We start from the raw sequence: 23,476 nt of genomic DNA on the forward strand, positions 1-23,476 counted from the left end.
CGAGGGTCAATGCTTGACCGTCGTTTTCTCCGTGACGGGCGGCTGCAGGTTCAGCGCGCCCTTCAGGTCGTAGCCGTAGCTCACGCCGTCGCCGTGCGCCCACACCTGCTTCAGGCCGAAGAGGGGAATGGCGCAGACGTCGTCGTGGATCTTGACCTGCGCGTCCTTCCACAAGGCCAGTTGCCTGGCCGCGTCCGGTTCGACGCGCGCGGCGCGGATATCCGCGTCGGCCACGCTGCAGTGCGAGAAATTGGACATGGCGGTGGGCATGCCGATGGCGGAGGCCGAATCGTAGAACTCGCTCAGGTAGGCATCCGCGTTGGGGAAGCGCGCCGCGCCGTAGAACACCAGGGCGCTCTGGTCCTGGCGGCTCTTGGCCTGGTAGGTGGCATGGTCCACCACTTCCATGTCCAGCTTGATGCCGGCCTTGGCCAACTGCGCCTGCACGATCTCCATGATGGGCAGTTGCGCCGAAATGTTCGACACCACGGACTTGATCTCGATGCCGTTCGGAAAGCCGGCTTCGGCCAGCAGTTGCTTGGCCTTGGCCACGTCGTACGGGTAGGCGCCGGCGCTGCAGTCTTCGCCCAGGTAGCCGTTGGGGACGACCGAGCAGCCTTTCTGCGCCACGTCCTTGCCGGCGTAGCGCACGATTTCGTCGACGTTCACGGCGGAGGCGATGGCCAGCCGCACCTTGGGACTGTCCAGCGGCTTGATGGTGCGGTTCAGGTGCAGCGTGCGGAACTCGGCCGGATCGAAGATGTCGACCTTCATCCCGCGCTTGCTCGACCGTTCCACCCAGCGCTGTTCGCGCTTGCCCTGCATGACGTCGATCTCGCCGGAGGTGAACGCCAGTTCGCGCGCGCTGTCCGAGGGAATCATGCGGTAGACGATGGCGCCCAACTGGGGCTTGCCGCGGAAGTAGTTGTCGTTGGCCACCAGCTTCACGTACTGCTGGGTGACGTGCTCGCCGAACGCGAAAGGCCCCGTGCCCACCGGCGAGGCGCCGAACTTGTCGCCCAGTTTTTCCGCCGCCTTCTTGCTGACGATGTTGCCGCCGTGGTAATTCGAGACGCGGCCGAGGAAGGCGGCGTCGGGGTATTTCAGCGTGATCTTCACCGTGTAGTCGTCGACCGCCTCGACCTTGTCCAGCAGGTCGAAGTTGTTGGCGAAGCTGGACCGCTTGGGATCGGCCGCGCGGAGCAGCGAGTAGACGACGTCCTCCGCCTTCAGCTCGCCGTAGCCGGCGTGGAATTGCACGCCCTTGCGCAGGTGGAAGGTCCAGACCTTGCTGTCCGGCGAGCTTTCCCAGGACGTCGCCAGGTCGGGTTCCAGCGCCTTGGGATCGGCGCTGCCGGGCGGGAAGCGCACCAGCGCGTCGAACATCTCCGACGCCACGCCCTTGTCGACGGTGGAGGTGGCGCGATGCGGATCGAGCGTGGCGTTGTCGGCGGCGCCCGAGCTGATGCGCAGCTCGGGCCGGTCGGCGGCATGCGCCGCGACGTGCATACAGGCGCCGGCGGCAAGCAGGGCGGCGGCAAGGACGGACAGGATAGGACGTTTCATGGATTCCCCTTTTTCTTCGTGGCCGTGTGGCGTGGTCGCGGCGATGCGTCGGTCGGACGATGGCAAGTTAGAGCGCGCCGCGCATAGCGTCAAAGTACCTGGGGGTCTATTCCTATTCCCAAAGGTTATAGGCGGGGTGGTGAAACGTGAGATATGCCTGGGACGGCGCGCGCCCGGGCGTCCCGGATAATGGTTAGTACCAATCCTGCGTTGTTACAAAAAAGGCCTCTACGCCGCGCGGGTGTGCGGCTTATACCGGGATCTTCCCGCCACCGCCCTCCGCGGAAGCGGATATTTCCTTCTTGATGTGCGCGATGAAGGCCTTGCAAGCTTCCGGCAGCGGCCGTCCGGCCAGGGTCTGGACTTCGAAATGCCGTTCGTTCATCTCCCGGTCCCGCAACGGCGCGCACACGATTTCTCCGCGCCGCAGGCGGGCGCGGATCGCCAGTTCGCCGCTGAAGGCCACGCCGTCGGACTCGGCGGCGAAGGTGATCAGGGCATCCATGTGGCGGCTGGTGAAGGCGGGTTCGTAGACCAGTTGCTGGCGGCTGCAACTGATCTCCAGCAGTTGCCGCAGCGTGGAAGCGCGATCGGGCAAGGCCAGCGGGTAGGGCGCCAGTTGCGCCAGCGACAGCGTGCGCTTGCCCGCCAGCGGATGGCGCGGGGCCAGCACCGCCATCACCGGCGCGGGCGTGCGCAGTTCGACCCGGATATCCCGCTCCGACGTCAGGCTCAGCGTCAGGCCGATGTCCGCCTCGCCGGCGCGTATGCGGCGCGGGATGTCGTGCTGGGACGCGGCGTCCAGGGAAAACCGGATGCCGGTGTATTCGCGGCGGAAGGAGGCGATCAGCGACGGGACGAAGCCGAAGGCGTAGCCCTCGGTGCTGACCAAGCGGATCAGTCCCTGCCGCACGCCGCGCAGCGCCAGGATGTCGCTGCCCAGGCGGTCGAGGTCCTGCCTGACGCGCTTGGCATGGGCGGCGAGCAGTTCGCCGGCGGCATTGGGCACCATGCCGCGCGCGCGGCGCTCGAACAGCAGGGTGTCCATCTCCCGCTCCAGGCGGGCGATCTGGCGGCTGACCGCCGAGGGCGCGACCTCCAGGCGTTCGGCCGCCTCGGTGACCGAGCCGCTGCGGACGACTTCGAGGAAATAGCGCAGGGCGGGGCTTTGCAGGGCGAGCGGGTTCATGGCGGCGGAAAACGGGCGGCGGAAAACGGTCAGGGTATTCCCGATATGGGTGTGGCTTCCTCTGGGAGCATTGCCGTTTCGGCAACGATGGATTCTACTCGTTGATCTTGTGGCACGCCGCGCGCGTCCCTAGGATGACAACTCCGGCGTGCGGTTTCGCTGCCGTCTCCATTCCGGATATCCCTCCCGCTCCGCCGACGCTCATGACACTATCTTCCGCCGCCTCCGCCCAACCTTCCACCGCCGATGCGGGGAAGGGCGCACCCGGCCAGGCCGAAACCGCCGCCGCGACCCTGGCGGCATTGCGTTGCGCGCAACCCTTGCTGTGGCTGCGCCCCGCGGCGCCGGCCGAGGGCGCCGCGCCGGATGCCGGGACGCGGTTCCGTCCCGAACTGGTCCTGCTCGCGCGCGCCCGCTTCGAGCGGTTTGCCCCGCTGTTGGCGGAGCTGGCGCCGGAGCTCGCCGGCAGCGGCGGCATCATCGAATCGCCCTTGTTGCCCGTGCCCGCCATGCAGCAGTCCCTGGGCCTGGGGAGCGCCGACGGCCGGCTTTACGTCAAGGCCGATCATGACCTGGCCATCGCGGGCTCGATCAAGGCGCGCGGCGGCATCCACGAGGTGCTGCAATACGCCGAGTCCCTGGCCATGCGGGAGGAGTTGCTGCGGCCCGGCGACGACTACCGCGTGCTGGGCGGCGCGGCCGCGCGCGCGTGCTTCGCGCGGCACCGCGTCGCCGTCGGCTCGACGGGCAACCTGGGCATGTCCATCGGCATCATCGCGTCCCTGCTGGGCTTCCAGGCCGAGGTCCATATGTCGGCGGACGCCAAGGCCTGGAAGAAAGCCAGGCTGCGCGCGCACGGCGTGAAGGTGATCGAGCATACGGGCGACTACGAGCAGGCCGTGGCCGCCGGCCGCGCGGGCGCCGAGTCCGATCCTTACGCCTATTTCGTGGACGACGAACGTTCGCCGGCGCTGTTCGCCGGTTATGCGGCGGCCGCGCTGCACTTGCGCGAGCAGTTGCAGGCCGCCGGCATCGGCGTCGACGCGGATCGTCCGCTTTTCGTCTACCTGCCTTGCGGCGTCGGCGGCGCGCCGGGCGGCATCGCCTATGGCCTGAAGATGCTGTTCGGCGAGCACGTGCACTGCTTCTTCGCCGAGCCGGTGCAATCGCCGTGCTTCCTGCTGGGCATGATGGCGCAATGCGGGCAGGCGCCGGGCCTGCCGGCGCTGCCTTCGGTCTACGACGTCGGCCTGCTGAACCGCACGGAAGCCGACGGCCTGGCCGTGCCGCGCGCGTCGGATCTGGCCCTGGCGGCCATGGCCACCCGCCTGGCGGGCGTCTACACGGTCAGTGACGACCGCCTGTTCGCGGACCTGGCGCGGCTGCACGACAGCGAAGGCTTGCGCGTCGAACCCTCGGCGGCGGCCGGCTTCAGCGGGCCGGCGCGGGTGTGCGGCACGCCGGCCGGCCAGGCCTATCTGCGCGAGCATGGGTTGCAGGATCGCATGGACCACGCCACGCACCTGGCATGGACCACGGGCGGCCGCTTCGTCCCGCCGGAAGAATTCGAAGGCTTCCTGCAACGCGGCAGGAACGCGATCGCGGCCGACGCGGCCCGGGCATAGGCCAAGACATAAGCCGAGACATAAAGCCAAGACGTAGACCCGGACACCTGCCCGGACACGGATAGAAAGCCGCGCCTCCAAAGACGCGTGCAACAACAGCATCTCCCATCCACCAAACCCAGAGCCCTCCCGCCATGAAACTGCAAACGCTCCTCACCGCCGCCGGCATCGCCACCCTCTGCATGGCCGCCGTTCCGGCATCCGCCGCCGATGCCTATCCGTCCAAACCCATCACGCTGGTGGTCCCGTTCCCGCCGGGCGGGGCCACCGATGTGGTCGGCCGCGTGGTGGCCCAGGGCCTGGGCAAGCAACTGGGCCAGACCGTGATCGTGGAGAATCGCGCCGGCGCCGGCACGGCGATCGGGGCGTCCTACGTCGCGCGGTCCGCCCCGGACGGCTATACCCTGATGGTCAGCTCGGGGACGACGTTCACCATCAATCCGGCGGTGCGCAGCGACTTGCCCTACGACCCGATCAAGAGCTTCCAGCCCATCGGCATCGTCGCGCGGACCGGCCTGATCCTGATCGCCAACGCCAAGGTGCCGGTGCATGACGTCGCGTCCTTCCTCGCCTATGCGAAGGACCCCGCGCATCCCGCTACGCCGTATGGATCCTTCGGCACCGGCTCGACGGCCAATTTCGTGGGCGAGGCGTTCGCGGCGGCGGCCGGCATCAAGCTGACGCACGTGCCGTACAAGGGCAGTTCGCCGGCCATGGCGGACCTGATCGGCGGCCAGATTCCGTTCTCCGTGGACACGGTGGCCGCGGCGCTGCCGCAACTCAAGAGCGGCAAGATCAAGGCGGTCGCCATCTCCAGCCCGGCGCGCTCCAGCTTCCTGCCCGACGTGCCCACGTTCGCGGACCAGGGCTATCCCCAGATCGCGATGGATACCTGGTTGATGCTGGTGGCCCCGCACGGCCTTCCGGTCGACATACGGACCCGGCTGGAGAAGGCGCTGGCCGCCGTCGTGGCGGACCCGGAGGCCCGCAAGAGCCTGGAGGCGCAGGGTTTCGAGGTGAATTTCCAGGACGCCGCCGCGAGCTCGGCCCTGATCGCCAAGGAATTGCCGCAGATGCGCGAGATTGCGCAGCGGGCCAACATCAAAGTGGAATAGCACGGTGCGCGTGGGATTCCATTCCCGTATGCTGGCTGTCCTGAATCCTGAACACCCGCCGCGCCGAACAACCCGAACCCAATAACGAGACGACGATGCCTACTCAAAATTCCCTGGTTTCCCTGGACGCGGTCGAACTGCGGCGGCTGATCGGCGCGCGGCAGCTTTCGCCGGTCGAACTGCTCGATGCGTGCATCGAGCGGATCACGGAAATCAATCCCCACGTCAATGCGATCACCGCAACCGCCTTCGACCGCGCCCGCGCCGAGGCCCGCGCGGCCGAGCAGGCCGTCATGCGCGGCGAGGCGCTGGGCCTGCTGCATGGCCTGCCGCTGGGGGTCAAGGACCTGGAGCCGACGGCGGGTCTCCTGACCACCTTCGGTTCGGAAATCTATCGCGGCAACGTGCCGGACCGGGACGTCGAACTGGTGGCGCGCCTGCGGCGCGCGGGCGCCATCGTCACGGCCAAGACCAACGTGCCGGAAATGGGCGCGGGCGCGAACTCGCGCAACACGGTATGGGGCGCCACCGGCAATCCCTTCAATCCCAACCTGAACGCGGGCGGATCGTCCGGCGGTTCGGCCGCGGCCCTGGCCTGCGACATGCTGCCCGTCTGCACGGGATCGGATACCGGCGGCTCGCTGCGCATCCCCGCCGCGAAATGCGGCGTGGTCGGTTTCCGCCCGTCGCCCGGCGTCGTGCCCAGCGTGCGCAAGCTCCTGGGCTGGACGCCGATCTCGGTGGTCGGCCCGATGGGGCGCACGGTGGCGGACACCTGCCTGCAACTGGCGGCCAGCGCTGGCATGGACGCCGGCGATCCCCTGAGCTATCCGCTCGATCCCTTGTCCTTCCTGGAACCGGGCAGGACCGATCTCGGCCGGCTGCGCGTGGCCTATACCGAGGACTTCGGCGTCTGCGCCGTCGATAACGGCATACGCGCCGCCTTCCGCGAGAAGATCGCCGCCATGCGCCACCTGTTCGCCGCCTGCGACGAGGTGGCGTTCGATATGGACGACGCGCATCGCTGCTTCGACGTGCTGCGCGCCGAGGCCTTCGTCGCCGGCATGCGCGAGGCCTATGAAAAGGATCCCGCCAGCCTGGGGCCGAACACCCGCACCAACTATGAGATGGGCGCCGCCATGAGCCTGAAGGACAGCGCCTGGGGCCAGGCGGCGCAGACCCGGCTGATCAAGCAGTTCCAGCGCGTCTATGCCGACTACGACCTGGTCCTGTCGCCGACCACGCCGGTTTCTCCCTTCCCGTGGACCACGCTGTACGCCGACACCATCAACGGCGAGAAGCAGGAGAACTATTACCGCTGGCTGGCGCTGACCTACGTCATCACGCTGACCACGCATCCGGCCATTTCCGTGCCCTGCGGCCGCGATGGCCAGGGCATGCCTTTCGGCTTGCAGGTGGTGGGCCGCTTCCGCGGCGATCACGAGCTGCTGGGCGCCGCGCGTGCGATGGAGCAGGCTTTCGCCGCGGTGCCCGCGCTGGCGCGTCCGCGGCCGGACCTGTCGGCCTTGGTGAAGTCGAAGGCCGAGCCGGCATTGACCTCCATCGTCACCACGCCGCCCATCCTGGACGGGCAGGGCGGCGGCGCGGCCACGTCGGCGGTCTGACGCGGGCAATGCGACAAGGCATGTCCTTATGTCATCTTCTTATGTCATCTTCGGAGAAAATAAGAATATCGCGACATGATCGTTCGCCTCGTCCGCGCGAGGCGCTAGCATGGCCTATCTTTCGATGAGCCCCATGCCATGAGACATGCCTTCCTTTCCTCCCGCTTGCCCATGAACCTGGCCGCGCAAGGCCTCGCGCGCGTGCGCCAGCACGCGGCACTGGCCGCCTCCGAGCGCCGCCGTCGCAGGACGCCCCCCATGGACGTATCGGTCGACCGCATGCTGGCGGTTTCGGCCGGGTACTTCTTTGCCGGAGCTTCCCAAAGCAAAAACGCCGCCTTGTAAGGCGGCGTTGGCCGGACTACGGACCGGTCAATTCACTCCATGATCCCGCGCATGCGATTGCGCGCGCGGATCCAGCCGGCAGTGCAGGATGGCCGGCTTGCCCGAGGCCAGGGCGCGCTCGAAGGCTGGCGCGAATTCAGTGGTGGTCGCCACCCGCTCGCCATGGCCGCCGAAGGCGATGGCCATGGCCGCGAAATCGGGATTGGCCAGCCGCGTCGCCACGACCCTGCCGGGATAATCGCGTTCCTGGTGCATGCGGATGGTGCCGTACTGGCCGTTGTCCACCACCACCACGATGATGGGCGCGTCATATTGAACGGCGGTGGCGAATTCCTGGCCGTTCATGAGAAAGCAGCCATCCCCCGCGAATGCCACGACCACGCTGTCGGGCCGCTGGCGCTTGGCCATCACCGCGGCCGGAACGCCATAGCCCATGGAGCCGCTGGTGGGCGCCAACTGCGTGCCGTAGCGGTGGAAGCGGTGATGGCGATGCAGCCAGCCCGCATAGTTGCCGGCGCCGTTGCAGATGATGGCGTCCTTGGGCAGGCGGTCGCGCAGCCAGGTGACCGCTTCGCCATATTGGAAGTCCCCGGGCAGCGTGCGCGCCGTATCGGTCCAGGCGAGATATTCGGCATGCGCGGCGGACGCCGAGCCGGCCCAGGCCGGCGCCGCCGGCACGGACAGGTTCTCCAGCGCGGCGCTGAAGGCCTTGGGACTGGCCTGGATGGCCAGCGTGGGCTGGTAGACGCGTCCCAATTCTTCAGATCCGGGATGCACGTGCACCAGCTTCTGCCGCGGCACGGGCACGTCCAGCAAGGTATAGGACGAGGACGGCATTTCGGACAGGCGCCCGCCCACCAGCAGGATCAGGTCGGCGTCGGCCACGCGCGCCTTCAGCTTGGCGTCCGGGCCGATGCCCAGGTCGCCCGCGTAGTTCGGATGATCGGCATCCATCAGCGAGGCGCGGCGGAAGGACGTCGCCACGGGTAATTGCGCGCGTTCGGCGAAGCGGGCGAACGCCGCGCAGGCCGCCTCGTCCCAACCCGATCCGCCCAGGATGGCGATGGGCTTGCGGGCATCGGCCAGCAGGGCGGACAAGCGCGCCAGGTCGGCGGGGGCGGGCCAGGCCTCGGCGGCCTCCACGCGCGGCGCGTCCGGCACGCGGCAGGTCTCGACCAGCATGTCCTCCGGCAGCGCGATCACCACCGGGCCCGGGCGGCCCTGCATGGCGACGCGGAAGGCGCGCGCCACGAGTTCCGGCACGCGGGCCGCGCTGTCGATCTCCACCACCCACTTGGCGATGCCGCCGAAGAACGCGCGGTAGTCCACTTCCTGGAAGGCTTCGCGTTCGCGCATGGAGCGGTCGACCTGGCCGATGAAAAGAATCATCGGCGTCGAGTCCTGCATGGCGATGTGCACGCCGTGGCTGGCATTGGTGGCGCCGGGACCGCGCGTGACGAAGCACACGCCGGGCCGTCCGGTCAACTTGCCGTAGGCCTCCGCCATGATCGCCGCGCCGCCTTCGTTGCGGCAGGAAATGACCTCGACGCCGCTGTCATAGAGCGCGTCGAGCGCGGCCAGATAGCTTTCGCCGGGCACGCAGGTCAGGCGTTCCACGCCCTGGATGCGCAGTTGGTCGATAAGGATCTGGCCGCCGTTGCGTTCGGGGCAGGAGGAGAGATCAGCGGTCATGGATGAGCGTCTCGTGTGGGGGCCGGATGCAAGAAAACCTGCCCGTGGTGAAGGAAATCCGAGGGGAATGGAGCATAACACTTGACTGCATACAGAACAATAATCATCATGTGTATACGGTGTAAGATACAGGAATCACCGATCGATTCGGGATCCTTGCCGCTCGCGCGCTCCGGGGGACATGTCGCCGTGTCCGGGGAAGCGGGGCGGCCGGCCGACCACGGAGAAAGGATGTGCGCCAAGGCGCTGGCGATGCGGACGGATATCATGTACAACCCGCGGCGGGAACGTCGGCGGGGGCTCGGAGCGCGCGCCATGACCAAGCGTCGTTCCGGGGCGCAATCCGTCCAGCGCATGGATGGGCGGAAGATCGGTACCTTTTCATGACAGCATCATCCTCGGCCGTCCAGGCCAACATCTACGAACGCATCAAGGCGATGGCCACGACCTACCGCCTGCGTCCGGGCGAACGCATCAACGAAGTCGAGTTGGCGCGCCAACTGGGCGTATCCCGCACGCCGGTGCGCGAGGCGTTGGCGCGGGTGGCGGCCGAGGGCTTCCTGACCGCGACGCCGGCGCGCGGCTTTACCGTGCGGGCGCTGGACGCCCAGCACCTCCTGGCACTTTACGAATACCGCGCGACGGTGGAACTGGGCGTCGTGCGCCTGGTCTGCCAGCGCGCCAGCGACGAGGACCTGGCCGCATTGGCGGCCTTCGTCGAGGAAAGCCGCGACGAGCCCGAGACGGATGCCCAGGCCATCGGCCTGCTGTGGCGCGACGAGGCTTTCCACGAGCGGTTGGCCACGTTGGCCGGCAACGCCGAATTCCTGCGTTCGGTGCGCTCCATCAATGAACGCATCCGCTTTGCGCGCTGGATGGACCTGCGCGCCCGCCGCGACCACACCCGCAACGACCATCCGGAAATCGTGCGCGCCTTGCAGGGCAGGGATCTCGCGCGGGTGCAGGCCTTGATGACGGCGCACATCGACCATCACCTCGACCACGTGATCGACCTGACCCGGCGCAGCTACGCCGAAATCTACATGGGCAACGCCTTGGCGGACTACGCCGAGGCGCGCCTGGCCGGCGAGATGACGCCGGCCGATCTCAAGCCTGCCTGAACCCTCATCCGAACAGCCAACCCCAATAGCCAACCCTTTTGAAGGCCATCGTCTCCATGTCCACGTCCGAAGTTCTTGCTCCCGCCACCCCGCTGCGCCGCGCCCGCCGCATCGCCAACATCGAAGTTTCGGAAATCCTGCGCATCGGCGCGCGCGCCGCGCAACTCAAGCGCGAAGGCCGCGACGTCATCGTGCTGGGCGCGGGCGAGCCGGATTTCGATACGCCGGAAAACGTCAAGGCCGCGGCCGTGCGCGCCATCGAGGCCGGCGAAACCAAGTACACGCTGCTGGACGGCACGCTGGCGCTGAAGCAGGCCATCGTCGGCAAGTTCAAGCGCGAGAACGGCCTGACCTTCGGCGTCGACCAGATCACCGTGGGCGCCGGCGCCAAGCAGGTGCTGCATAACGCATTGATGGCCACCCTGGACGAGGGCGACGAGGTGATCGTCGTCACGCCGTACTGGACCTCCTACGCCGACATGATCACCCTGGCCGGCGGCGTCACGGTGCAGGTGCCCGGGCGCGAGGAAAACGGTTTTCTGCTGGATCCGGCCGACCTGGAAGCCGCCATCACGCCGCGCACGCGCTGGCTGATGTTGAACTCGCCGTCCAACCCCTCGGGCGCGGCCTACGACGAAGCGCGCCTGCGCGCCATCGCCCAGGTGCTGCTGCGCCATCCGCACGTCTGGCTGCTGTCGGACGACATCTACGAACACCTGATCTACGACGGCTTCGAATTCAAGACCATGGCGCAGATCGAGCCGCGCCTGGCCGATCGCACGCTGACGGTCAACGGGCTGTCCAAGGCCTACGCGATGACGGGATGGCGCCTGGGCTACGCCGGGGGGCCGCGCGAGCTGATCGCGGCCATGGCCGTGGTGCAGAGCCAGAGCACCTCCAATCCCTGCTCGATCTCGCAGGCCGCCGCCATCGAGGCGCTGAACGGCCCGCAGGACGTGCTGGAAGAGCGCCGCGCGTCCTTCCTGCGCCGCCGCGACCTGGTGGTGGCCGCGCTCAATGCCATCGAGGGCATCCGCTGCCGCCGGCCCGAGGGCGCGTTCTATACCTTCGCCAGTTGCGCGGGCGTGCTGGGCAAGACCACGCCGGACGGCAAGGTGCTGGAGACGGACGCGGATTTCTGCGCGTATCTGCTCGACGCGCATGACGTGGCCGTCGTCCCGGGCACCGTCTTCGGCCTGGCCCCGTACTTCCGCATCAGCTACGCGACCTCGGAAGCGCAGTTGAAGACGGCGATGGCGCGCATCGCCGCCGCGGTGAAGGCGCTGCGCTGACGAACAGGCGCCGGGCGGGCTCGCCCGGCGCCTGTCCCATCTTTCAGTTGCCGGGTCCCAGGGTGCCCGTTTCGCGCAGTTCGGTTTCCCTGACCCAGCCGGTATAGTCGTCGCCGCTCTTGGAGACGTACATGACCTGCATCCATTCCTTGTAGGGCTTGTACACGACCACGCGGTCGCCGCGCACGATGAAAGGCTGGCCGGCGGCACATTGCTCGTCGGGCGCGCTGCGCAGGTAGACCCGCTTCGATGGCGCCTCCGGTTCGGCCGTCGCGGAGAGGGGCGGGCGGAAGTTGTCGTCCGGGCCGGAGAGCTTGTCGTTCAACTGCTCGCAGTGCGCGTCCGCCCAGGCGGGCAGGGCAGCCAGGCCGCAGACGGCCGCCCCGGCGAGTAGCGAGAGCTTGATGAAATGGCGGAGAGGCATCGAGGCTTCCTGTGATGAGACGCGGCTACCTTACACGATCCGGCCCGCGGCTTGCGGAAGCGCCCGTTCTTCCCTAAGCCCTTTTCTCCGTAAATCGGCAGGCCGCGCCGCCGGGGAGGGCGGCGCGCCTCGGGCCTGCCGTCAATCCAGTTGCAGGTGCGCTTCGCTGACGACCTTCTTCCATTTGTCGATTTCGGCGCGGCGGAAGGTGTCCAGCTCCGCGGGCGTGGAGCCGACCAGTTCGGCGCCCATGTCGGTCAATTGCTTGGCGACGGCGGGATCCTTCAGCACCTGCGCCAAGGCCTGGGACACCTGGTTCACGATTTCGGGCGGCGTGCCGGCGGGCGCGAACACCGCGTTCCATTCATAGGACGAGTATCCCGGCACGCCGGATTCCGCGATGGTGGGCAGATCCGGGGCGGCGGCGGAGCGATGGTCGCCGCCGACGGCGATCGCGCGCAGCTTGCCGCTCTGCACGTGCGTCCACGAGGACGCCATGCTGGCGAACATCACGGGCACCTGGCCGGACATCACGTCCACCATGGCGGGACCGCCGCCCTTGTAGGCGACGTGCTGCAGATGCGTGTGCGCTTCCATATTGAACAGTTCGCCGGCCAGATGCTGGGCCGAGCCCGGACCGGAAGAGGCGAAGTACACGTGTTCGCCTTCCTTGCTCTGGCCGAGCTTGATCAGGTCCTGCACGGTCTTGACCTGGAAGGACGGCGTGACGACCAGCACGTTGGGGACGCGCAGCAGCAGCGACACGGGCGCGAAATCGCGCAGGGTGTCGAACATCATCTTGCTGTGCAGGGCGGGGTTCTGGCCATGGTTGGAGGCGTCCAGCATCAGCGTGTAGCCGTCCGGCGCCGCCTTGGCCACCACCGCGCCGCCTATCATCCCGCCCGCGCCGCCGCGGTTCTCGATGATGACGGGCTTGCCGAGGATGGCCGCCAGGCGCGGGCCGATCACGCGCGCCACCACGTCGACCGTGCCGCCGGGCGGATAGGTGACGACGAGGGTGATGGGACGCTCGGGATAGGCGGCCGAGGCGGTGGCGGCGGCGCCCGCCAGGGCGAATGCGCCCAGCCAGCGGCGCAGATGGGTCAGGGGCGTTTTGAATCGCATGGGTGTCTCCTGCAATTGTCGGTATGGGTATCGGCTTGGGGCATCCGGGCGAGCCTGCCCGGCGTGGAAAAATCAGATCGTGGGTTGGTCGCGGGGAAGCGTTATCGGGGCATGCTGTCCGGAAAGGCCGTCATTGCAAGATATGGAATAGCCGCGCCGGCGTATCCACCAGCAGGACGCGCCGGACGACGGGGTCGTCGATCCAGTCTGCCAGCCAGCGCCGGGTGTCCGCGTAGGCGATATGCCGATGTTCCGTGTGCGGCCAGTCGCTGCCCCACACCAGCCGCTCCGGCGTGTAGGCATCCAGCAGGCGGCACGCGGCCTCCCGGCCCAGCGCGGACGCCTGTTCCGGCGGCCAATTGCGATAGGCGCCGGAAAGCTTCACCCAGACGCGGCCGGTCGCGGACTGCTGTATCAAATACTGGAATCCGGGATCGTCGATGCCCAGCGCGGGATCCGGCCGTCCGAAATGATCGACGACGATGGCGCAGTCCGCCTGCAATAACGGCGGCAGGACCTCCGCCAGGCGCGCGGCGGGCAGGTGCACTTCCACATGCCAGCCCAGGGCCGTGACGCGCTCCAGCAGGCGGCGCCAGGGCGGGCTGTCGAGGGCGGGCGTTGGCCGGCCCATCAGGTTCAGCCGCATGCCGCGGACGCCGGCCTTGGCCATGTCGCGCAAGGCCTCGTCGGAGATATCGGTATCCACGACCACCACGCCCCGCAGGCGGTGGGGCTGCAGCGCCAGGGCGTCCAACAGATAGGAATTGTCCGTGCCGAGGAAGCTGGGTTGCACCAGCACGCCATGCGACATGCCGTTGGCGTCCAACTGGCCCAGATAGTCGTCCAGGCGGGCGTCGTAGTCGGGCGTATAGCGGCGGCCCGCGACCAGTCCCAACCCTTGTTCGAAGACGTGGGCATGCGTATCGACCGCGGCGATCCGCGGCGCGGCGCCGGGATTGCCTGTGGGACCAGGGTGGGGCGTGGCGAGGGACAACGGTGTCTCCATCTGGACTTTTTTCTTGGGACTTTCCTGGACGGAATACTAAGACGGCCGTCCATATTGATCTATTCTCCTGGCGCGGTTCTGATATATCGATATGATATGGATCCCGCCGGCCGCAGCCTCCCTGGATATGCCGCCGGATACCGATGAAAACTCAACGTCCCTCATGGAAACCCGACACCTGCGTTACTTCCTCGCCGTTGCCGACCATGGCAGCGTCAGCCGCGCCGCCGCCTGGCTGGGCGTGGCGCAGCCGGCGCTCAGCCAGGCGCTGGTCCGCATGGAGAAGAGCCTGGGCGTGCGGCTGTTCGAGCGCTCGCGCCGGGGCGCCGCCCTGACGCCGGCCGCCCGCGCCATCCTGGAGGACGTGCGCGCCAGCGTGGCCCGCATCGACGCGGCGGAAGCCCAGGCGCGGGACATCGCCCGCGGCATCGCCGGCCAGCTTACCGTCGGGCTGGTCTCCACGGCGCTGTTCGACACCTTGCCCAGGGCGTTGCGGCAATTGCGGGAACGCGCGCCGGGCGTGAAGGTGATCCTGCGCGAAATGAGCAACGCGGAATTGGCGGACGCCTTGCAGGCCGGCGTCATCGACATCGGCCTGATGCACACGCCGGTGGCGGTAGGCGGCCGCATGCGCGAACGCCAGTTGCTGCGCGACCGCCTGGTGGCCGCGGTGCCGGACGATTTTCCCGTCGGCGGCGACGGGACGGTCACCCTGGCGCAGATCGCCGAGGCGGGGCTGGTCCTGTATCCGCGCGCGCAGTTGCCCATCCTGTACGAAGGCATCCTGGACGCGATGCGCAAGGCCGGCCACGAAACCCATGTGGCCCAGGAGGCCAACCGCACGCTGACCGTGCTGGCCTGCGTCGCCGGCGGTTGCGGCGTGGGCTTGCTGCCCACGTGGATACGCGCGCTGAATTTTCGCGGCGTGCGCTTCTGCGATGTCGCGGACGGCCACGACCTGCCCAGTTTCGATCTCAGCGCCATCTGGCCGGTGCGGTCCGTGCCCACGCTCGCGGACCTGTTCGCCGGCCTGGATCTGGGCGCCTAGACGCAATCGAAATAAAATCCGGCCATCCGTTCATCCGCTTAGGTGCTTAGCCGCGCCATCCACCCGGGCACATGCATGAGTTCTCTCGGCCTGATACACCTGCCGCTATTCGTCCTGTCGACCTTCCTGTTGAACGTCACCCCCGGCCCGGATACCGCCTACGTCGTCGGGCGCAGCCTGGCGCAGGGCAGGGCGGCGGGGCTGGTGTCGAGCTTCGGCATTTCCGCGGGCTGCTGCGTTCACGTGCTCGCGGCGTCGCTGGGCCTGAGCGCCTTGCTGGCCACGTCGGTGTACGCGTTCGCCGCCATCAAATGCGCGGGCGCCATCTACCTTGCGTATCTCGGCGTGCGCATGATCTGGGCGACGCGCGGCCGCAAGCCTTCCGCCGCAACAGCCGGGAGGCCCGCGGCGGGACGGCGCGCGCGGCCGGCGCAATCCTATGGAAAGCTGTTTTCCCAAGGTTTCCTGACCAACGTCCTGAATCCCAAGGTTGCCTTGTTCTTCCTGTCCTTCTTCCCGCAATTTGTCGAGCCCGACACGCAACATAGGACCTTGGCCTTCCTGGTGCTGGGCGGCATCTTCATCGCCATGTCGACCGTCTGGAACGGCATCGTGGCCTGGGTTTCCGCCAGCGTGTCGCGCGGGCTCTCCGGCAACGTGACGGTCAAGACCTGGGTGGACCGGGCCGTCGGCACGCTGTTCATCGGCGTGGCGGCCCGCATCGCCGCCACGCTGCGGCCCTAGCGCAATTTATTTCTAGCGCCGCGCGGCGATCTCGGCATGCCGGCGGGCAATGGCCTGGGCCGCGATCCGCATGCGTTCGACGACCCTGGGAAAGTTGTCGTGCGCCAGCCTTTCCGCCATGGCGGTGACGGTGACGGCGCCCAGGGCCGATCCCTCGGGGCCGGGGATGGGAACGGCGACGGCGCTGGTGCCTTGCATCAGCCCGATGGGCGCATGGGCGATGCCGCTCGTCCTGGCGCGGGCGACCCGGGCCAGGATCTCCGCCGGGTTCTCTCCCAGCACCGCGAGGCGCGCCGCGTTGGCCGCGACCACGGCGGCGCATTCCTCTTCGGTCAGGCAGGCGAGCAGGGCCACGCCGGACACGCCGACGCCCAGGGGACGACGCACGCCGACCTCGATCGACAGCACCTGTATGGGATGGCGTCCGGTGCGCCGGCCTATGCAGATCGAGTCGTGGCCGTGCCGGATGCTCAGGAACACGGTGTCGCCCACCTGGTCCGCCAGTTCGCTGAGATAGGGATCGGCCAGCGTTTGCAGCGGGAAGCGGCGCGTGCGCGCCAATCCCAGCAGGCTGATCTCCGGGCCGATGAGATAGCGCCGCGTCTCGGGATCCTGTTCGATGGCGTCTTCCTGGATCAGGGTCTTCAGCAGCCGGTGCACGGTCGGCCGGTTCAGGCCCGACATGCGCACCAGGTCGATCAGGCGTACGCCGCGTTCCTGGCCGCAAGCGACCAGGCGCAGGATGGCGACCGCGCGCCGCACGGTTTGCGCGCCGGCCGGGGTGTCCTCGGTTGCATCCCTCATGGTCTTTCCGTCATGGTTTGCCCGGCATGACGGATTTCGGCGTCTGCCGTATCGCCTGCTTGGTGACGATGGGCCCCAGGGACGCATAGTTGGGGCCGCCGATGCGGCACACCGGGCGCAGCCGCTCCGTGTCTATCTTGCCGTCGCGCGCCAGGCCGTCGCGGATATGGAAGACCAGGACTTCGCCGACGAAGAACTCGGCGCCGGTGTCGCCATAGGGCGTGACGCTATGGAAGCGGCATTCCATGCTTATGGGCGCGGCGGCCAGGCGCGGCGTGGCGATGCGTTCGCCGGGGATCACCTCCAGTCCCAGCAATTCCACTTCGCTGACCTCGGGCGGATGTTCCTCCGCGCTCGCATGGATGGCGTCGAGCAGGGTCTCGTCGCCAACGTTCACCACGAAATGCCCATGGTCGAGGATGTTGCGCGCCGTGTCCTTGCGCTGGCCGGCCTTGCGGCCAAGGTTCACGCCGATCATGGGCGGCGTATTCGAGACGAAGGTGTAGCAACTGAAGGGGGCGAGGTTGACCTTGCCGCCGGGGCCGAGGGTGCTGATCCAGGCAATGGGACGCGGCACCACGATGCCGCTCATGAGCTTGTAGGTCTGTTCCGGCGTGAGTTCCTGCGCGGCGATACGCATGATGGGATTTGTCTCTCTCTGTCTCGTTGGTGTTCCTGGCCACCGGCGTCGGGCGTCCAAGTAATGAACTATCGGCCGGCCCCGCAGCCGGCGCGATGGCGGGCGCCCGGCCACGCCTGCCCGGCTATTCACCGCCATTTTCGGCGTTTCCAGCGGACAGCGTCACCACGCCGAAAAACTCATTCCCGGATTAAGTCCGGCATTTGGACTTTTCAGGAATTTTTGCGTTGTCGCGCGGCGCGCAAATTCCTAGAGTTTGTCCTCACAAGATCGACACACACGACACCGGAGACAACCATCATGACCCACCGCTTTCTGGCGCGGGCCTGCGCCGCCGTCGCGCTGGCCGGCCTGGCCTCCATCGCCCACGCCGCCTGGCCCGACAAACCCGTGCGCATCATCGTGCCGTACCCGCCCGGCGGCAATGTGGACGTGGCCGCGCGGCTGATCGCGCCCGGCCTGCAATCGGCCCTGGGGCAGACCTTCATCGTCGAGAACAAGCCCGGCGCGGGCGGGATGATCGCCGGCGAGTACGTGGCGCGTTCCGAACCCGACGGCTACACGCTGTTCATGGCGGCGAACGGCCCCTTGCTGTTCAGCCCGCTGATCTTCAAGCGCGAGGCCTACAAGTGGGACCGCGATTTCGCGCCGATCAGTTCGATTTCCTATACCCCGCTGGTGCTGGAAGTGAAACCGTCGCTGCCGGTGAAGACCTTGGGCGAACTGATCGCGCTGGCCAAGAAGGAGCCGGGCAAGCTGACCATGGCGTCGCCCGGCGCGGGCACGACCAATCACCTGGTCAGCGAGTTGCTGCAGCACGTCACCGGCGCGCGCTGGACCACGGCGCAGTACAAGGGCAACGCGCCCGCCAATACCGATCTCCTGGGCGGCCAGGTCGACTTCCAGTTCGACCAGGTCTCGGTGGCGTCGCCCTTCATCCGGGACGGCAAGCTGCGCGCCCTGGCGGTGACCACCGCGCAGCGGGTGCCGATGCTGCCGGACGTGCCGACGTTCGCCGAGGCGGGCATCAAGGACGTGGAAGCGTCGACGTTCACCGGTTTGCTGGCCCCCAAGGGCACGCCGCCGGAAATACTCGCCAAATTGAGCAAGGCGCTGGACGGCATCCTCAAGCAGCCCGACATCGTCAAGCGCTTCGACGACCTGGGCGCCGAGGCGCGCGCCAGTTCGCCGGAGGACTTCACCCGCTACCTGGCCGCCGAGGACGCCCGCTGGACGCCCATCATCGAGCAGGCGCACATCACCGCCAATTGACTTCCGCCACGCAGGCCGGGGCCCTCGCGGGAACCGGCCATGCGGCGCCGAACCGCCATCACCGCGCATCGCGCGCTTTCCGGGACATCGCCATGAGCAGACGCAGCATCTACGCCGAAGGCTTCAGCCACAAGAACCCCATTCCCGCCGCCTGCCGTATCGGCGGCATGCTCTATTCGGGCAGCATCCAGGGCACCGATCCCGCCACCGGCGCCTATGGCGCGACGATGGAACGCCAATGCGAACTGATGTTCGACCATGTGCGCCGCATCGTCGAGGCGGGCGGCGGCTCGCTCGCGGACATCGTCAAGATGACGGTGTGGATGCGCGACCGCAACCAGCGGGCCGCCCTGAACGCGGTCTGGCTGCGCGCCTTCCCGAATCCCGAGGACCGTCCCGCGCGCCACACCATGAAGGCCGACCTGGACGGCGACAAGCTCATCGAGTGCGACTTCATCGCCGTCCTGCAAGGAGAGGCGGCATGACCCAATACCAATCCTTCCAGCCCCATCCCAGCGCGCCCCGCACCCGGCTGCCGGCCGGCGCCTGCGACAGCCAGTTCCACGTGTTCGGCCCCGCCGACCGTTATCCGGTGCGTCCGGGCGCCGCTTATGAAATGCCCAGCGCGACCATCGAGGTCGCCCTGAAGCTGCATCGCCTGCTCGGCATCGAGCGCGGCGTCATCGTGCAGGCGACGACCTACGGCGCCGACCACCAGGTCGTGCTGGACGGCCTGGCGGCGGCCGGGCCGAACTATCGCGGCTGCGCCAACGCGGCGGTGCTGGCCGAGCGCGACGATGCCTATATCGCCAAGCTGCATGACGCCGGCGTGCGGGGCGCCCGCTACACCCGCCAGGGCCTGGGCATCAGCATGGAGCCGGCCGTCTACCGGCGGTCCATCGCGCGCCTGCGCGAACTGGGCTGGTACGCCAAATTCCAGCCCGAGCCCGACGGCATCATGGCCCAGGTGGAGCAGTTCGAGGATCTGGACATTCCCGTGATCATCGACCATATGGGACGCGCCAACCCCGCGGCGGGGGAGAGCGATCCCAGCCGCCGCAAACTGCTGGAACTGCTCGAGCGCGGCAATTTCTGGGTGATGCTGTCGCTCTCGGAAAAACTGTCCCGCGCCGGCGAACCCTGGGACGACGTGGTGCCCCTGGCGCAGGCGCTGATCCAGGCCAATCCGGACCGCGTGATCTGGGGCAGCGACTGGCCGCATCCGGTATCCGTCAAGGCCACGCCCGACGAGGGCCGCCTGGTCGACCTGGTGGCGCGCTACGCGGGCGACGCGGACACCCTGAAGAAAATCATGGTCGACAACCCGGCCCGCCTCTTTGGATACGACAAATGAAATGGCTTTCCTTCGAATATCGGGGCCGCGAGCGCTTCGGGCTGCTGCGCGGCGAGGATGAGATCGTCGATCTCAGCGAACAGGGCCACGCCAGCCTGCGCGCCGCGATCGCGGCGCAGGCCTTGCCCGAACTGGCGCGCCGCGCGGCGGGAGCAGGCAATACGGAAAGCGGCAGTCCGCTGCGCCTGTCGGACGTGCGGCTGTTGCCGCCCATACCCGCGCCGGAGAAGATCATCTGCGTGGGCGTCAACTACGGCAACCGCAACGAGGAATACAAGGACGGCAGCGCGCCGCCCGCGTATCCCAGCGTCTTTCCGCGTTTCCCGGGCTCGTTCGTGGGACACGGAGAGCCCTTGCTGCGTCCGCGCGTGTCCCGGCAATTGGACTATGAAGGCGAAATCGCCCTCATCATCGGCAAGCGCGGGCGGCACATCGCGGCGGCCGACGCCTGGTCCCACGTCGCGGGACTGACCTGCTGCAACGAGGGCACGGTGCGCGACTGGGTGCGCCACGGCAAGTTCAACGTGACGCAGGGCAAGAATTTCGACCGCAGCGGCGCGATGGGACCCTGGATGGCGAGCGCGGACGAATTCGATCCCGCGGCGCCGTTGACGGTGACCACCCGCGTCAACGGCGAGCAGCGGCAGCACGACACCACCGCCAACCTCATGTTCCCCTTCGCCGAGTTGATCCGCTACATCTCCATCTGGACCACGCTGGAGCCGGGCGACGTCATCTCGACCGGCACGCCGGTGGGCGCGGGCGTGCGCTTCGATCCCCCGCGCTTTCTCGAACCGGGCGACGTGGTCGAAGTGGAGGTGCCGGGCATCGGCACGCTGTCGAACACCGTGGCCGATGAGACGGCCGCTGCGTAAACGCGGCCGCGCATGCCCGCAAAGACTTCCGAGGACTTCCCATGCTCAATGAACAAGACCGTGCGCGCGCCGCCGAACTGTTGCTGGAGGCCGAGCGCACCGGCGTACCCACCACGCAACTGGCCCAGGCTTTCCCGGGGATGGAGATCGCGGACTCCTACGACATCCAGAAACGCATCATCGACCGCAAGATCGCCGGCGGCGCGCGCCTGCGCGGCCACAAGATCGGCCTGACGTCCAAGGCCATGCAGAGCACCGTGGGCATCGACGAGCCCGACTACGGCCACCTGCTCGATACGATGTTCTTCCAGGACGGCCAGGACATCTCCACGGAAAAGCTCATCGTGCCGCGCGTGGAGGTCGAGCTGGCCTTCGTGCTGGGCAAGCCCCTGCGCGGCCCCGGCGTGTCGCTGTTCGACGTGCTGGACGCGACGGACTACGTCGTGCCCGCGCTGGAGATCATCGACGGCCGCAGCAAGTATCCGCGCACCATCGTCGACAACATCGCCGACAACGCGGCCTGCGCCGGCATCGTCCTGGGCGGCAGGCCGGTGCGGCCGATGGACGTCGACCTGCGCTGGGTGGGCGCCATCCTGCTGAAGAACGGCGTCATCGAGGAATCCGGGGTGTCGGCGGCGGTGCTGGGCCATCCGGCGCTGGGCATCGCCTGGCTGGCCAACAAACTGGCCCTGCACGATGCCGGCCTGGAAGCGGGCCACATCGTCCTGGCCGGGTCGTTCACCCGGACCGTGGCCGTGGGGCCGGGCGACACGCTGCACGCCGACTACGGCAAGCTGGGCGGCATCTCCGTCCACTTTTCCTGAAAACTGAAAAGGGCGGCGCGGGATTTGGTCGTGCGGGGCGCGATCACGGCGCGGCGATTTATCGGTTGCCTGGACCGATATATAGGCGTTGTCATCCTGTATACAAAACCATATACTTGTGCAAAATAATTTCCCCTTGCACACAGGCATGGTCAGAGAGACAAATCCCGACGTCGGCCGCACCCGCGTTTTCGACGCCGTCAACGAGCACCTCAAGTCCTTGCGCGAAGGGCTGACCGAGCCCGTGCGCATCGGCGAGGAGGCGCTGGCGGAGCAATTGGGCGTCAGCCGCACGCCGGTGCGCGAAGCGCTGATCCGGCTCGACGGCATGGGCATGGTCCGCCTGCGTCCGGGCAGGGGCGCCTTGCTCATGCCGGTCACCGACGCGGAGTACCTGGAGTGGCTGCAGATCCGCGAGCACCTGGAAGGGCTGGCGACGCGGGAAGCGGCGCTCAACGCATCCGGACGCGACGTGGAGCAGCTACGCGCCATCTTCGCGCCGTTCCAGGCGCCGTCCGGCCGAAGCGGCGAAAAGGGCGATCGCGGCCGCGACCGCGAGGGCGACGAGGCCTACGCCGAGGCCAACGTGCTTTTTCACAAGGAAATCATGCGCCTGTCGGGCAATGGCCTGCTGGCGCGCATCTGGGAATCGTTCGGACATCGGCAGACCAGCGCCCGCCGCCAGGTCATCGCGCGCCTGCAACGGCGCGACCAGTCCCTGAACGACCACCTGGAGATCATCGAAGCCATCCATCGGCGAGATCCCGATGCCGCCGAAAGCCTGGCGCGTGCGCACGTGCGCGCGATCCTCGACGCGGTCAAGCAATCCCTCGAACCCTCCCACTCCTTTTCCTGAGTCCATCGACATGAAATTCCTGTCCTTTCTCGACGCGCGGCAGCAAGGCCTCGACCCCCAACTGGGCATCGCCCTGGACGACGGCAAGGTCTTCAACGTCACCGCCGCCGTCCGCGCGCTTCCTCCCGGCGAGGCCGCCGGCCTGCCGCTGTCGCTGGACGCATTGATCGACGCCGAGGCGACGCCGCTGCAGGAATTGGCGCGGCTGGTGGAGAACCCCGGCAACGCGGGGCACGCGGTCGACGTGGACCAGATCCGTTTCCTGCCGCCCGTGCAGCTCCGCCGCAACGTGTTCTGCGTGGGCCGGAACTATCGCGAACACATCATCGAGGGCAATATCGCCAAGGGCATTCCGGCCAATACCTTTCCCGAGGCGATCGAATTCTTCACCAAGCCGTCCACCGCCGTCGTCGGCCACGGCTGGGACGTCAACCGGCACGCGGCGCTGACCAACAGCCTGGACTACGAGGTCGAGCTGGCCATCGTCATCGGCAAGCGCGGCGTCAATATCTCCGAGGCCGACGCGCTGGATCACGTCTTCGGCTATACCATCGTCAACGACGTCACCGCGCGCGACCTGCAACGCCGCCATGGCCAATGGTTCAAGGGCAAGGGCCTGGATACGACTTGCCCCATGGGACCGGTCATCTTGCACAAGTCGGCGTTCGGCAATCCCAACGCCAAGCGTCTCGAACTGGAGGTCAATGGCGAACTCCGCCAATCGGCCAGTACGGACGAAATGATCTTCAACGTCCAGGCCGTCATCGCGCAACTGTCGGCGGGATTGACGCTGTTGCCGGGCGACATCATTTCGACGGGCACGCCCAAGGGCGTCGGCTACGCCGCCATCCCGCCGCGCTGCCTGAATGTCGGCGACGTCGTGAAGGCGCGCGTCGAAGGCATCGGCGAACTGACGAACCAGATCGTGGCGTGA

The 23,476-nt window shown here is 67.8% G+C and carries 23 protein-coding genes; 15 read left to right on the forward strand and 8 right to left on the reverse strand.

The window, feature by feature from the left end:
* Positions 1-6: 6 nt before the first annotated feature.
* Entirely contained in the window at positions 7-1,566 is a 1,560-nt protein-coding gene (locus tag CAL29_RS14450) for an ABC transporter substrate-binding protein (RefSeq protein WP_094853677.1), read from the reverse strand.
* 250 nt (positions 1,567-1,816) lie between these two features.
* Complete coding sequence (locus CAL29_RS14455) at positions 1,817-2,755, reverse strand: LysR family transcriptional regulator (protein WP_094853678.1); 939 nt, start codon at positions 2,753-2,755, stop codon at positions 1,817-1,819.
* A gap of 203 nt (positions 2,756-2,958) precedes the next feature.
* Between CAL29_RS14455 and CAL29_RS14460 the strand changes: the two genes are divergently transcribed.
* The 4 genes from CAL29_RS14460 to CAL29_RS31610 all read left to right on the forward strand — a co-directional run bounded on the left by CAL29_RS14460 (position 2,959) and on the right by CAL29_RS31610 (position 7,465).
* Entirely contained in the window at positions 2,959-4,380 is a 1,422-nt protein-coding gene (locus CAL29_RS14460; protein ID WP_094853679.1) for a D-serine ammonia-lyase, read from the forward strand.
* A 134-nt stretch (positions 4,381-4,514) separates the two neighbouring features.
* A complete protein-coding gene (locus CAL29_RS14465) occupies positions 4,515-5,495 on the forward strand; it encodes a Bug family tripartite tricarboxylate transporter substrate binding protein (RefSeq protein WP_094853680.1) in 981 nt (326 codons plus the stop codon).
* Between the two features lie 95 nt (positions 5,496-5,590).
* Entirely contained in the window at positions 5,591-7,120 is a 1,530-nt protein-coding gene (locus tag CAL29_RS14470; protein WP_094853681.1) for an amidase, read from the forward strand.
* 171 nt (positions 7,121-7,291) lie between these two features.
* On the forward strand, positions 7,292-7,465 hold the full coding sequence (locus tag CAL29_RS31610; protein ID WP_179284029.1) for a hypothetical protein: 174 nt from the start codon (positions 7,292-7,294) through the stop codon (positions 7,463-7,465).
* A gap of 27 nt (positions 7,466-7,492) precedes the next feature.
* Here CAL29_RS31610 and CAL29_RS14475 read toward each other — a convergent pair whose 3' ends face one another.
* Positions 7,493-9,157, reverse strand: coding sequence for a thiamine pyrophosphate-binding protein (locus tag CAL29_RS14475; protein WP_094853682.1), 1,665 nt, complete (start codon positions 9,155-9,157; stop codon positions 7,493-7,495).
* 383 nt (positions 9,158-9,540) lie between these two features.
* On the opposite strand from CAL29_RS14475, the gene CAL29_RS14480 reads away from it, so the two are divergent.
* Together CAL29_RS14480 and CAL29_RS14485 are read left to right on the forward strand one after the other, a co-directional pair.
* Positions 9,541-10,278: a GntR family transcriptional regulator gene (locus CAL29_RS14480; protein ID WP_094853683.1), complete on the forward strand. Its 738-nt coding sequence runs from the start codon at positions 9,541-9,543 to the stop codon at positions 10,276-10,278.
* Between the two features lie 56 nt (positions 10,279-10,334).
* The gene (locus CAL29_RS14485) at positions 10,335-11,570 is read left to right on the forward strand and encodes a pyridoxal phosphate-dependent aminotransferase (RefSeq protein ID WP_094854096.1); all 1,236 of its coding nucleotides are present in this window, start codon (positions 10,335-10,337) and stop codon (positions 11,568-11,570) included.
* Between the two features lie 43 nt (positions 11,571-11,613).
* On the opposite strand, the gene CAL29_RS14490 is transcribed toward CAL29_RS14485, so the two are convergent.
* From CAL29_RS14490 to CAL29_RS14500, 3 genes are all read right to left on the reverse strand, one after another.
* The gene (locus tag CAL29_RS14490; protein ID WP_094853684.1) at positions 11,614-11,994 is read right to left on the reverse strand and encodes a hypothetical protein; all 381 of its coding nucleotides are present in this window, start codon (positions 11,992-11,994) and stop codon (positions 11,614-11,616) included.
* Between the two features lie 141 nt (positions 11,995-12,135).
* The gene (locus CAL29_RS14495; protein WP_094853685.1) at positions 12,136-13,119 is read right to left on the reverse strand and encodes a tripartite tricarboxylate transporter substrate binding protein; all 984 of its coding nucleotides are present in this window, start codon (positions 13,117-13,119) and stop codon (positions 12,136-12,138) included.
* 130 nt (positions 13,120-13,249) lie between these two features.
* Entirely contained in the window at positions 13,250-14,125 is an 876-nt protein-coding gene (locus CAL29_RS14500) for an amidohydrolase family protein (protein ID WP_094853686.1), read from the reverse strand.
* A 163-nt stretch (positions 14,126-14,288) separates the two neighbouring features.
* Between CAL29_RS14500 and CAL29_RS14505 the strand changes: the two genes are divergently transcribed.
* Together CAL29_RS14505 and CAL29_RS14510 are read left to right on the forward strand one after the other, a co-directional pair.
* The gene (locus tag CAL29_RS14505; RefSeq protein ID WP_094853687.1) at positions 14,289-15,173 is read left to right on the forward strand and encodes a LysR family transcriptional regulator; all 885 of its coding nucleotides are present in this window, start codon (positions 14,289-14,291) and stop codon (positions 15,171-15,173) included.
* A 75-nt stretch (positions 15,174-15,248) separates the two neighbouring features.
* Positions 15,249-15,917: a LysE family translocator gene (locus tag CAL29_RS14510; RefSeq protein ID WP_094853688.1), complete on the forward strand. Its 669-nt coding sequence runs from the start codon at positions 15,249-15,251 to the stop codon at positions 15,915-15,917.
* A 12-nt stretch (positions 15,918-15,929) separates the two neighbouring features.
* Here CAL29_RS14510 and CAL29_RS14515 read toward each other — a convergent pair whose 3' ends face one another.
* A complete protein-coding gene (locus tag CAL29_RS14515) occupies positions 15,930-16,721 on the reverse strand; it encodes an IclR family transcriptional regulator (RefSeq protein WP_094853689.1) in 792 nt (263 codons plus the stop codon).
* Positions 16,722-16,731: 10 nt separating this feature from the next.
* The gene (locus tag CAL29_RS14520; protein ID WP_094853690.1) at positions 16,732-17,361 is read right to left on the reverse strand and encodes a flavin reductase family protein; all 630 of its coding nucleotides are present in this window, start codon (positions 17,359-17,361) and stop codon (positions 16,732-16,734) included.
* A 300-nt stretch (positions 17,362-17,661) separates the two neighbouring features.
* Here CAL29_RS14520 and CAL29_RS14525 point away from each other — a divergent pair, with 300 nt between their 5' ends.
* From CAL29_RS14525 to CAL29_RS14555, 7 genes are all read left to right on the forward strand, one after another.
* Complete coding sequence (locus tag CAL29_RS14525) at positions 17,662-18,633, forward strand: Bug family tripartite tricarboxylate transporter substrate binding protein (protein ID WP_094853691.1); 972 nt, start codon at positions 17,662-17,664, stop codon at positions 18,631-18,633.
* Between the two features lie 92 nt (positions 18,634-18,725).
* A complete protein-coding gene (locus tag CAL29_RS14530) occupies positions 18,726-19,118 on the forward strand; it encodes a RidA family protein (RefSeq protein WP_094854097.1) in 393 nt (130 codons plus the stop codon).
* Positions 19,115-19,987 (forward strand): amidohydrolase family protein, encoded by an 873-nt coding sequence (locus CAL29_RS14535; protein ID WP_094853692.1) that lies wholly within the window; start codon positions 19,115-19,117, stop codon positions 19,985-19,987. Before CAL29_RS14530 ends, CAL29_RS14535 begins: the two co-directional genes overlap by 4 nt.
* A complete protein-coding gene (locus CAL29_RS14540; RefSeq protein ID WP_094853693.1) occupies positions 19,984-20,862 on the forward strand; it encodes a fumarylacetoacetate hydrolase family protein in 879 nt (292 codons plus the stop codon). The genes CAL29_RS14535 and CAL29_RS14540 overlap by 4 nt, the downstream gene beginning before the upstream one ends.
* A gap of 41 nt (positions 20,863-20,903) precedes the next feature.
* On the forward strand, positions 20,904-21,686 hold the full coding sequence (gene hpaH, locus CAL29_RS14545) for a 2-oxo-hept-4-ene-1,7-dioate hydratase (protein WP_094853694.1): 783 nt from the start codon (positions 20,904-20,906) through the stop codon (positions 21,684-21,686).
* A gap of 148 nt (positions 21,687-21,834) precedes the next feature.
* Entirely contained in the window at positions 21,835-22,542 is a 708-nt protein-coding gene (locus tag CAL29_RS14550; protein WP_094853695.1) for a GntR family transcriptional regulator, read from the forward strand.
* A 10-nt stretch (positions 22,543-22,552) separates the two neighbouring features.
* Positions 22,553-23,476: a fumarylacetoacetate hydrolase family protein gene (locus CAL29_RS14555; RefSeq protein WP_094853696.1), complete on the forward strand. Its 924-nt coding sequence runs from the start codon at positions 22,553-22,555 to the stop codon at positions 23,474-23,476.

This window comes from Bordetella genomosp. 10, assembly GCF_002261225.1.
GTDB lineage: Bacteria > Pseudomonadota > Gammaproteobacteria > Burkholderiales > Burkholderiaceae_B > Bordetella_C.

What these genes read in the sequence shown, in the direction of transcription:
- CAL29_RS14450 (WP_094853677.1), bottom strand. Translation starts at nt 1,566, where the DNA reads ATGAAACGTCCTATCCTGTCCGTCCTTGCCGCCGCCCTGCTTGCCGCC.
- CAL29_RS14455 (WP_094853678.1), bottom strand. Translation starts at nt 2,755, where the DNA reads ATGAACCCGCTCGCCCTGCAAAGCCCCGCCCTGCGCTATTTCCTCGAA.
- CAL29_RS14460 (WP_094853679.1), top strand. Translation starts at nt 2,959, where the DNA reads ATGACACTATCTTCCGCCGCCTCCGCCCAACCTTCCACCGCCGATGCG.
- CAL29_RS14465 (WP_094853680.1), top strand. Translation starts at nt 4,515, where the DNA reads ATGAAACTGCAAACGCTCCTCACCGCCGCCGGCATCGCCACCCTCTGC.
- CAL29_RS14470 (WP_094853681.1), top strand. Translation starts at nt 5,591, where the DNA reads ATGCCTACTCAAAATTCCCTGGTTTCCCTGGACGCGGTCGAACTGCGG.
- CAL29_RS31610 (WP_179284029.1), top strand. Translation starts at nt 7,292, where the DNA reads ATGAACCTGGCCGCGCAAGGCCTCGCGCGCGTGCGCCAGCACGCGGCA.
- CAL29_RS14475 (WP_094853682.1), bottom strand. Translation starts at nt 9,157, where the DNA reads ATGACCGCTGATCTCTCCTCCTGCCCCGAACGCAACGGCGGCCAGATC.
- CAL29_RS14480 (WP_094853683.1), top strand. Translation starts at nt 9,541, where the DNA reads ATGACAGCATCATCCTCGGCCGTCCAGGCCAACATCTACGAACGCATC.
- CAL29_RS14485 (WP_094854096.1), top strand. Translation starts at nt 10,335, where the DNA reads ATGTCCACGTCCGAAGTTCTTGCTCCCGCCACCCCGCTGCGCCGCGCC.
- CAL29_RS14490 (WP_094853684.1), bottom strand. Translation starts at nt 11,994, where the DNA reads ATGCCTCTCCGCCATTTCATCAAGCTCTCGCTACTCGCCGGGGCGGCC.
- CAL29_RS14495 (WP_094853685.1), bottom strand. Translation starts at nt 13,119, where the DNA reads ATGCGATTCAAAACGCCCCTGACCCATCTGCGCCGCTGGCTGGGCGCA.
- CAL29_RS14500 (WP_094853686.1), bottom strand. Translation starts at nt 14,125, where the DNA reads ATGGAGACACCGTTGTCCCTCGCCACGCCCCACCCTGGTCCCACAGGC.
- CAL29_RS14505 (WP_094853687.1), top strand. Translation starts at nt 14,289, where the DNA reads ATGGAAACCCGACACCTGCGTTACTTCCTCGCCGTTGCCGACCATGGC.
- CAL29_RS14510 (WP_094853688.1), top strand. Translation starts at nt 15,249, where the DNA reads ATGAGTTCTCTCGGCCTGATACACCTGCCGCTATTCGTCCTGTCGACC.
- CAL29_RS14515 (WP_094853689.1), bottom strand. Translation starts at nt 16,721, where the DNA reads ATGAGGGATGCAACCGAGGACACCCCGGCCGGCGCGCAAACCGTGCGG.
- CAL29_RS14520 (WP_094853690.1), bottom strand. Translation starts at nt 17,361, where the DNA reads ATGCGTATCGCCGCGCAGGAACTCACGCCGGAACAGACCTACAAGCTC.
- CAL29_RS14525 (WP_094853691.1), top strand. Translation starts at nt 17,662, where the DNA reads ATGACCCACCGCTTTCTGGCGCGGGCCTGCGCCGCCGTCGCGCTGGCC.
- CAL29_RS14530 (WP_094854097.1), top strand. Translation starts at nt 18,726, where the DNA reads ATGAGCAGACGCAGCATCTACGCCGAAGGCTTCAGCCACAAGAACCCC.
- CAL29_RS14535 (WP_094853692.1), top strand. Translation starts at nt 19,115, where the DNA reads ATGACCCAATACCAATCCTTCCAGCCCCATCCCAGCGCGCCCCGCACC.
- CAL29_RS14540 (WP_094853693.1), top strand. Translation starts at nt 19,984, where the DNA reads ATGAAATGGCTTTCCTTCGAATATCGGGGCCGCGAGCGCTTCGGGCTG.
- hpaH (WP_094853694.1), top strand. Translation starts at nt 20,904, where the DNA reads ATGCTCAATGAACAAGACCGTGCGCGCGCCGCCGAACTGTTGCTGGAG.
- CAL29_RS14550 (WP_094853695.1), top strand. Translation starts at nt 21,835, where the DNA reads ATGGTCAGAGAGACAAATCCCGACGTCGGCCGCACCCGCGTTTTCGAC.
- CAL29_RS14555 (WP_094853696.1), top strand. Translation starts at nt 22,553, where the DNA reads ATGAAATTCCTGTCCTTTCTCGACGCGCGGCAGCAAGGCCTCGACCCC.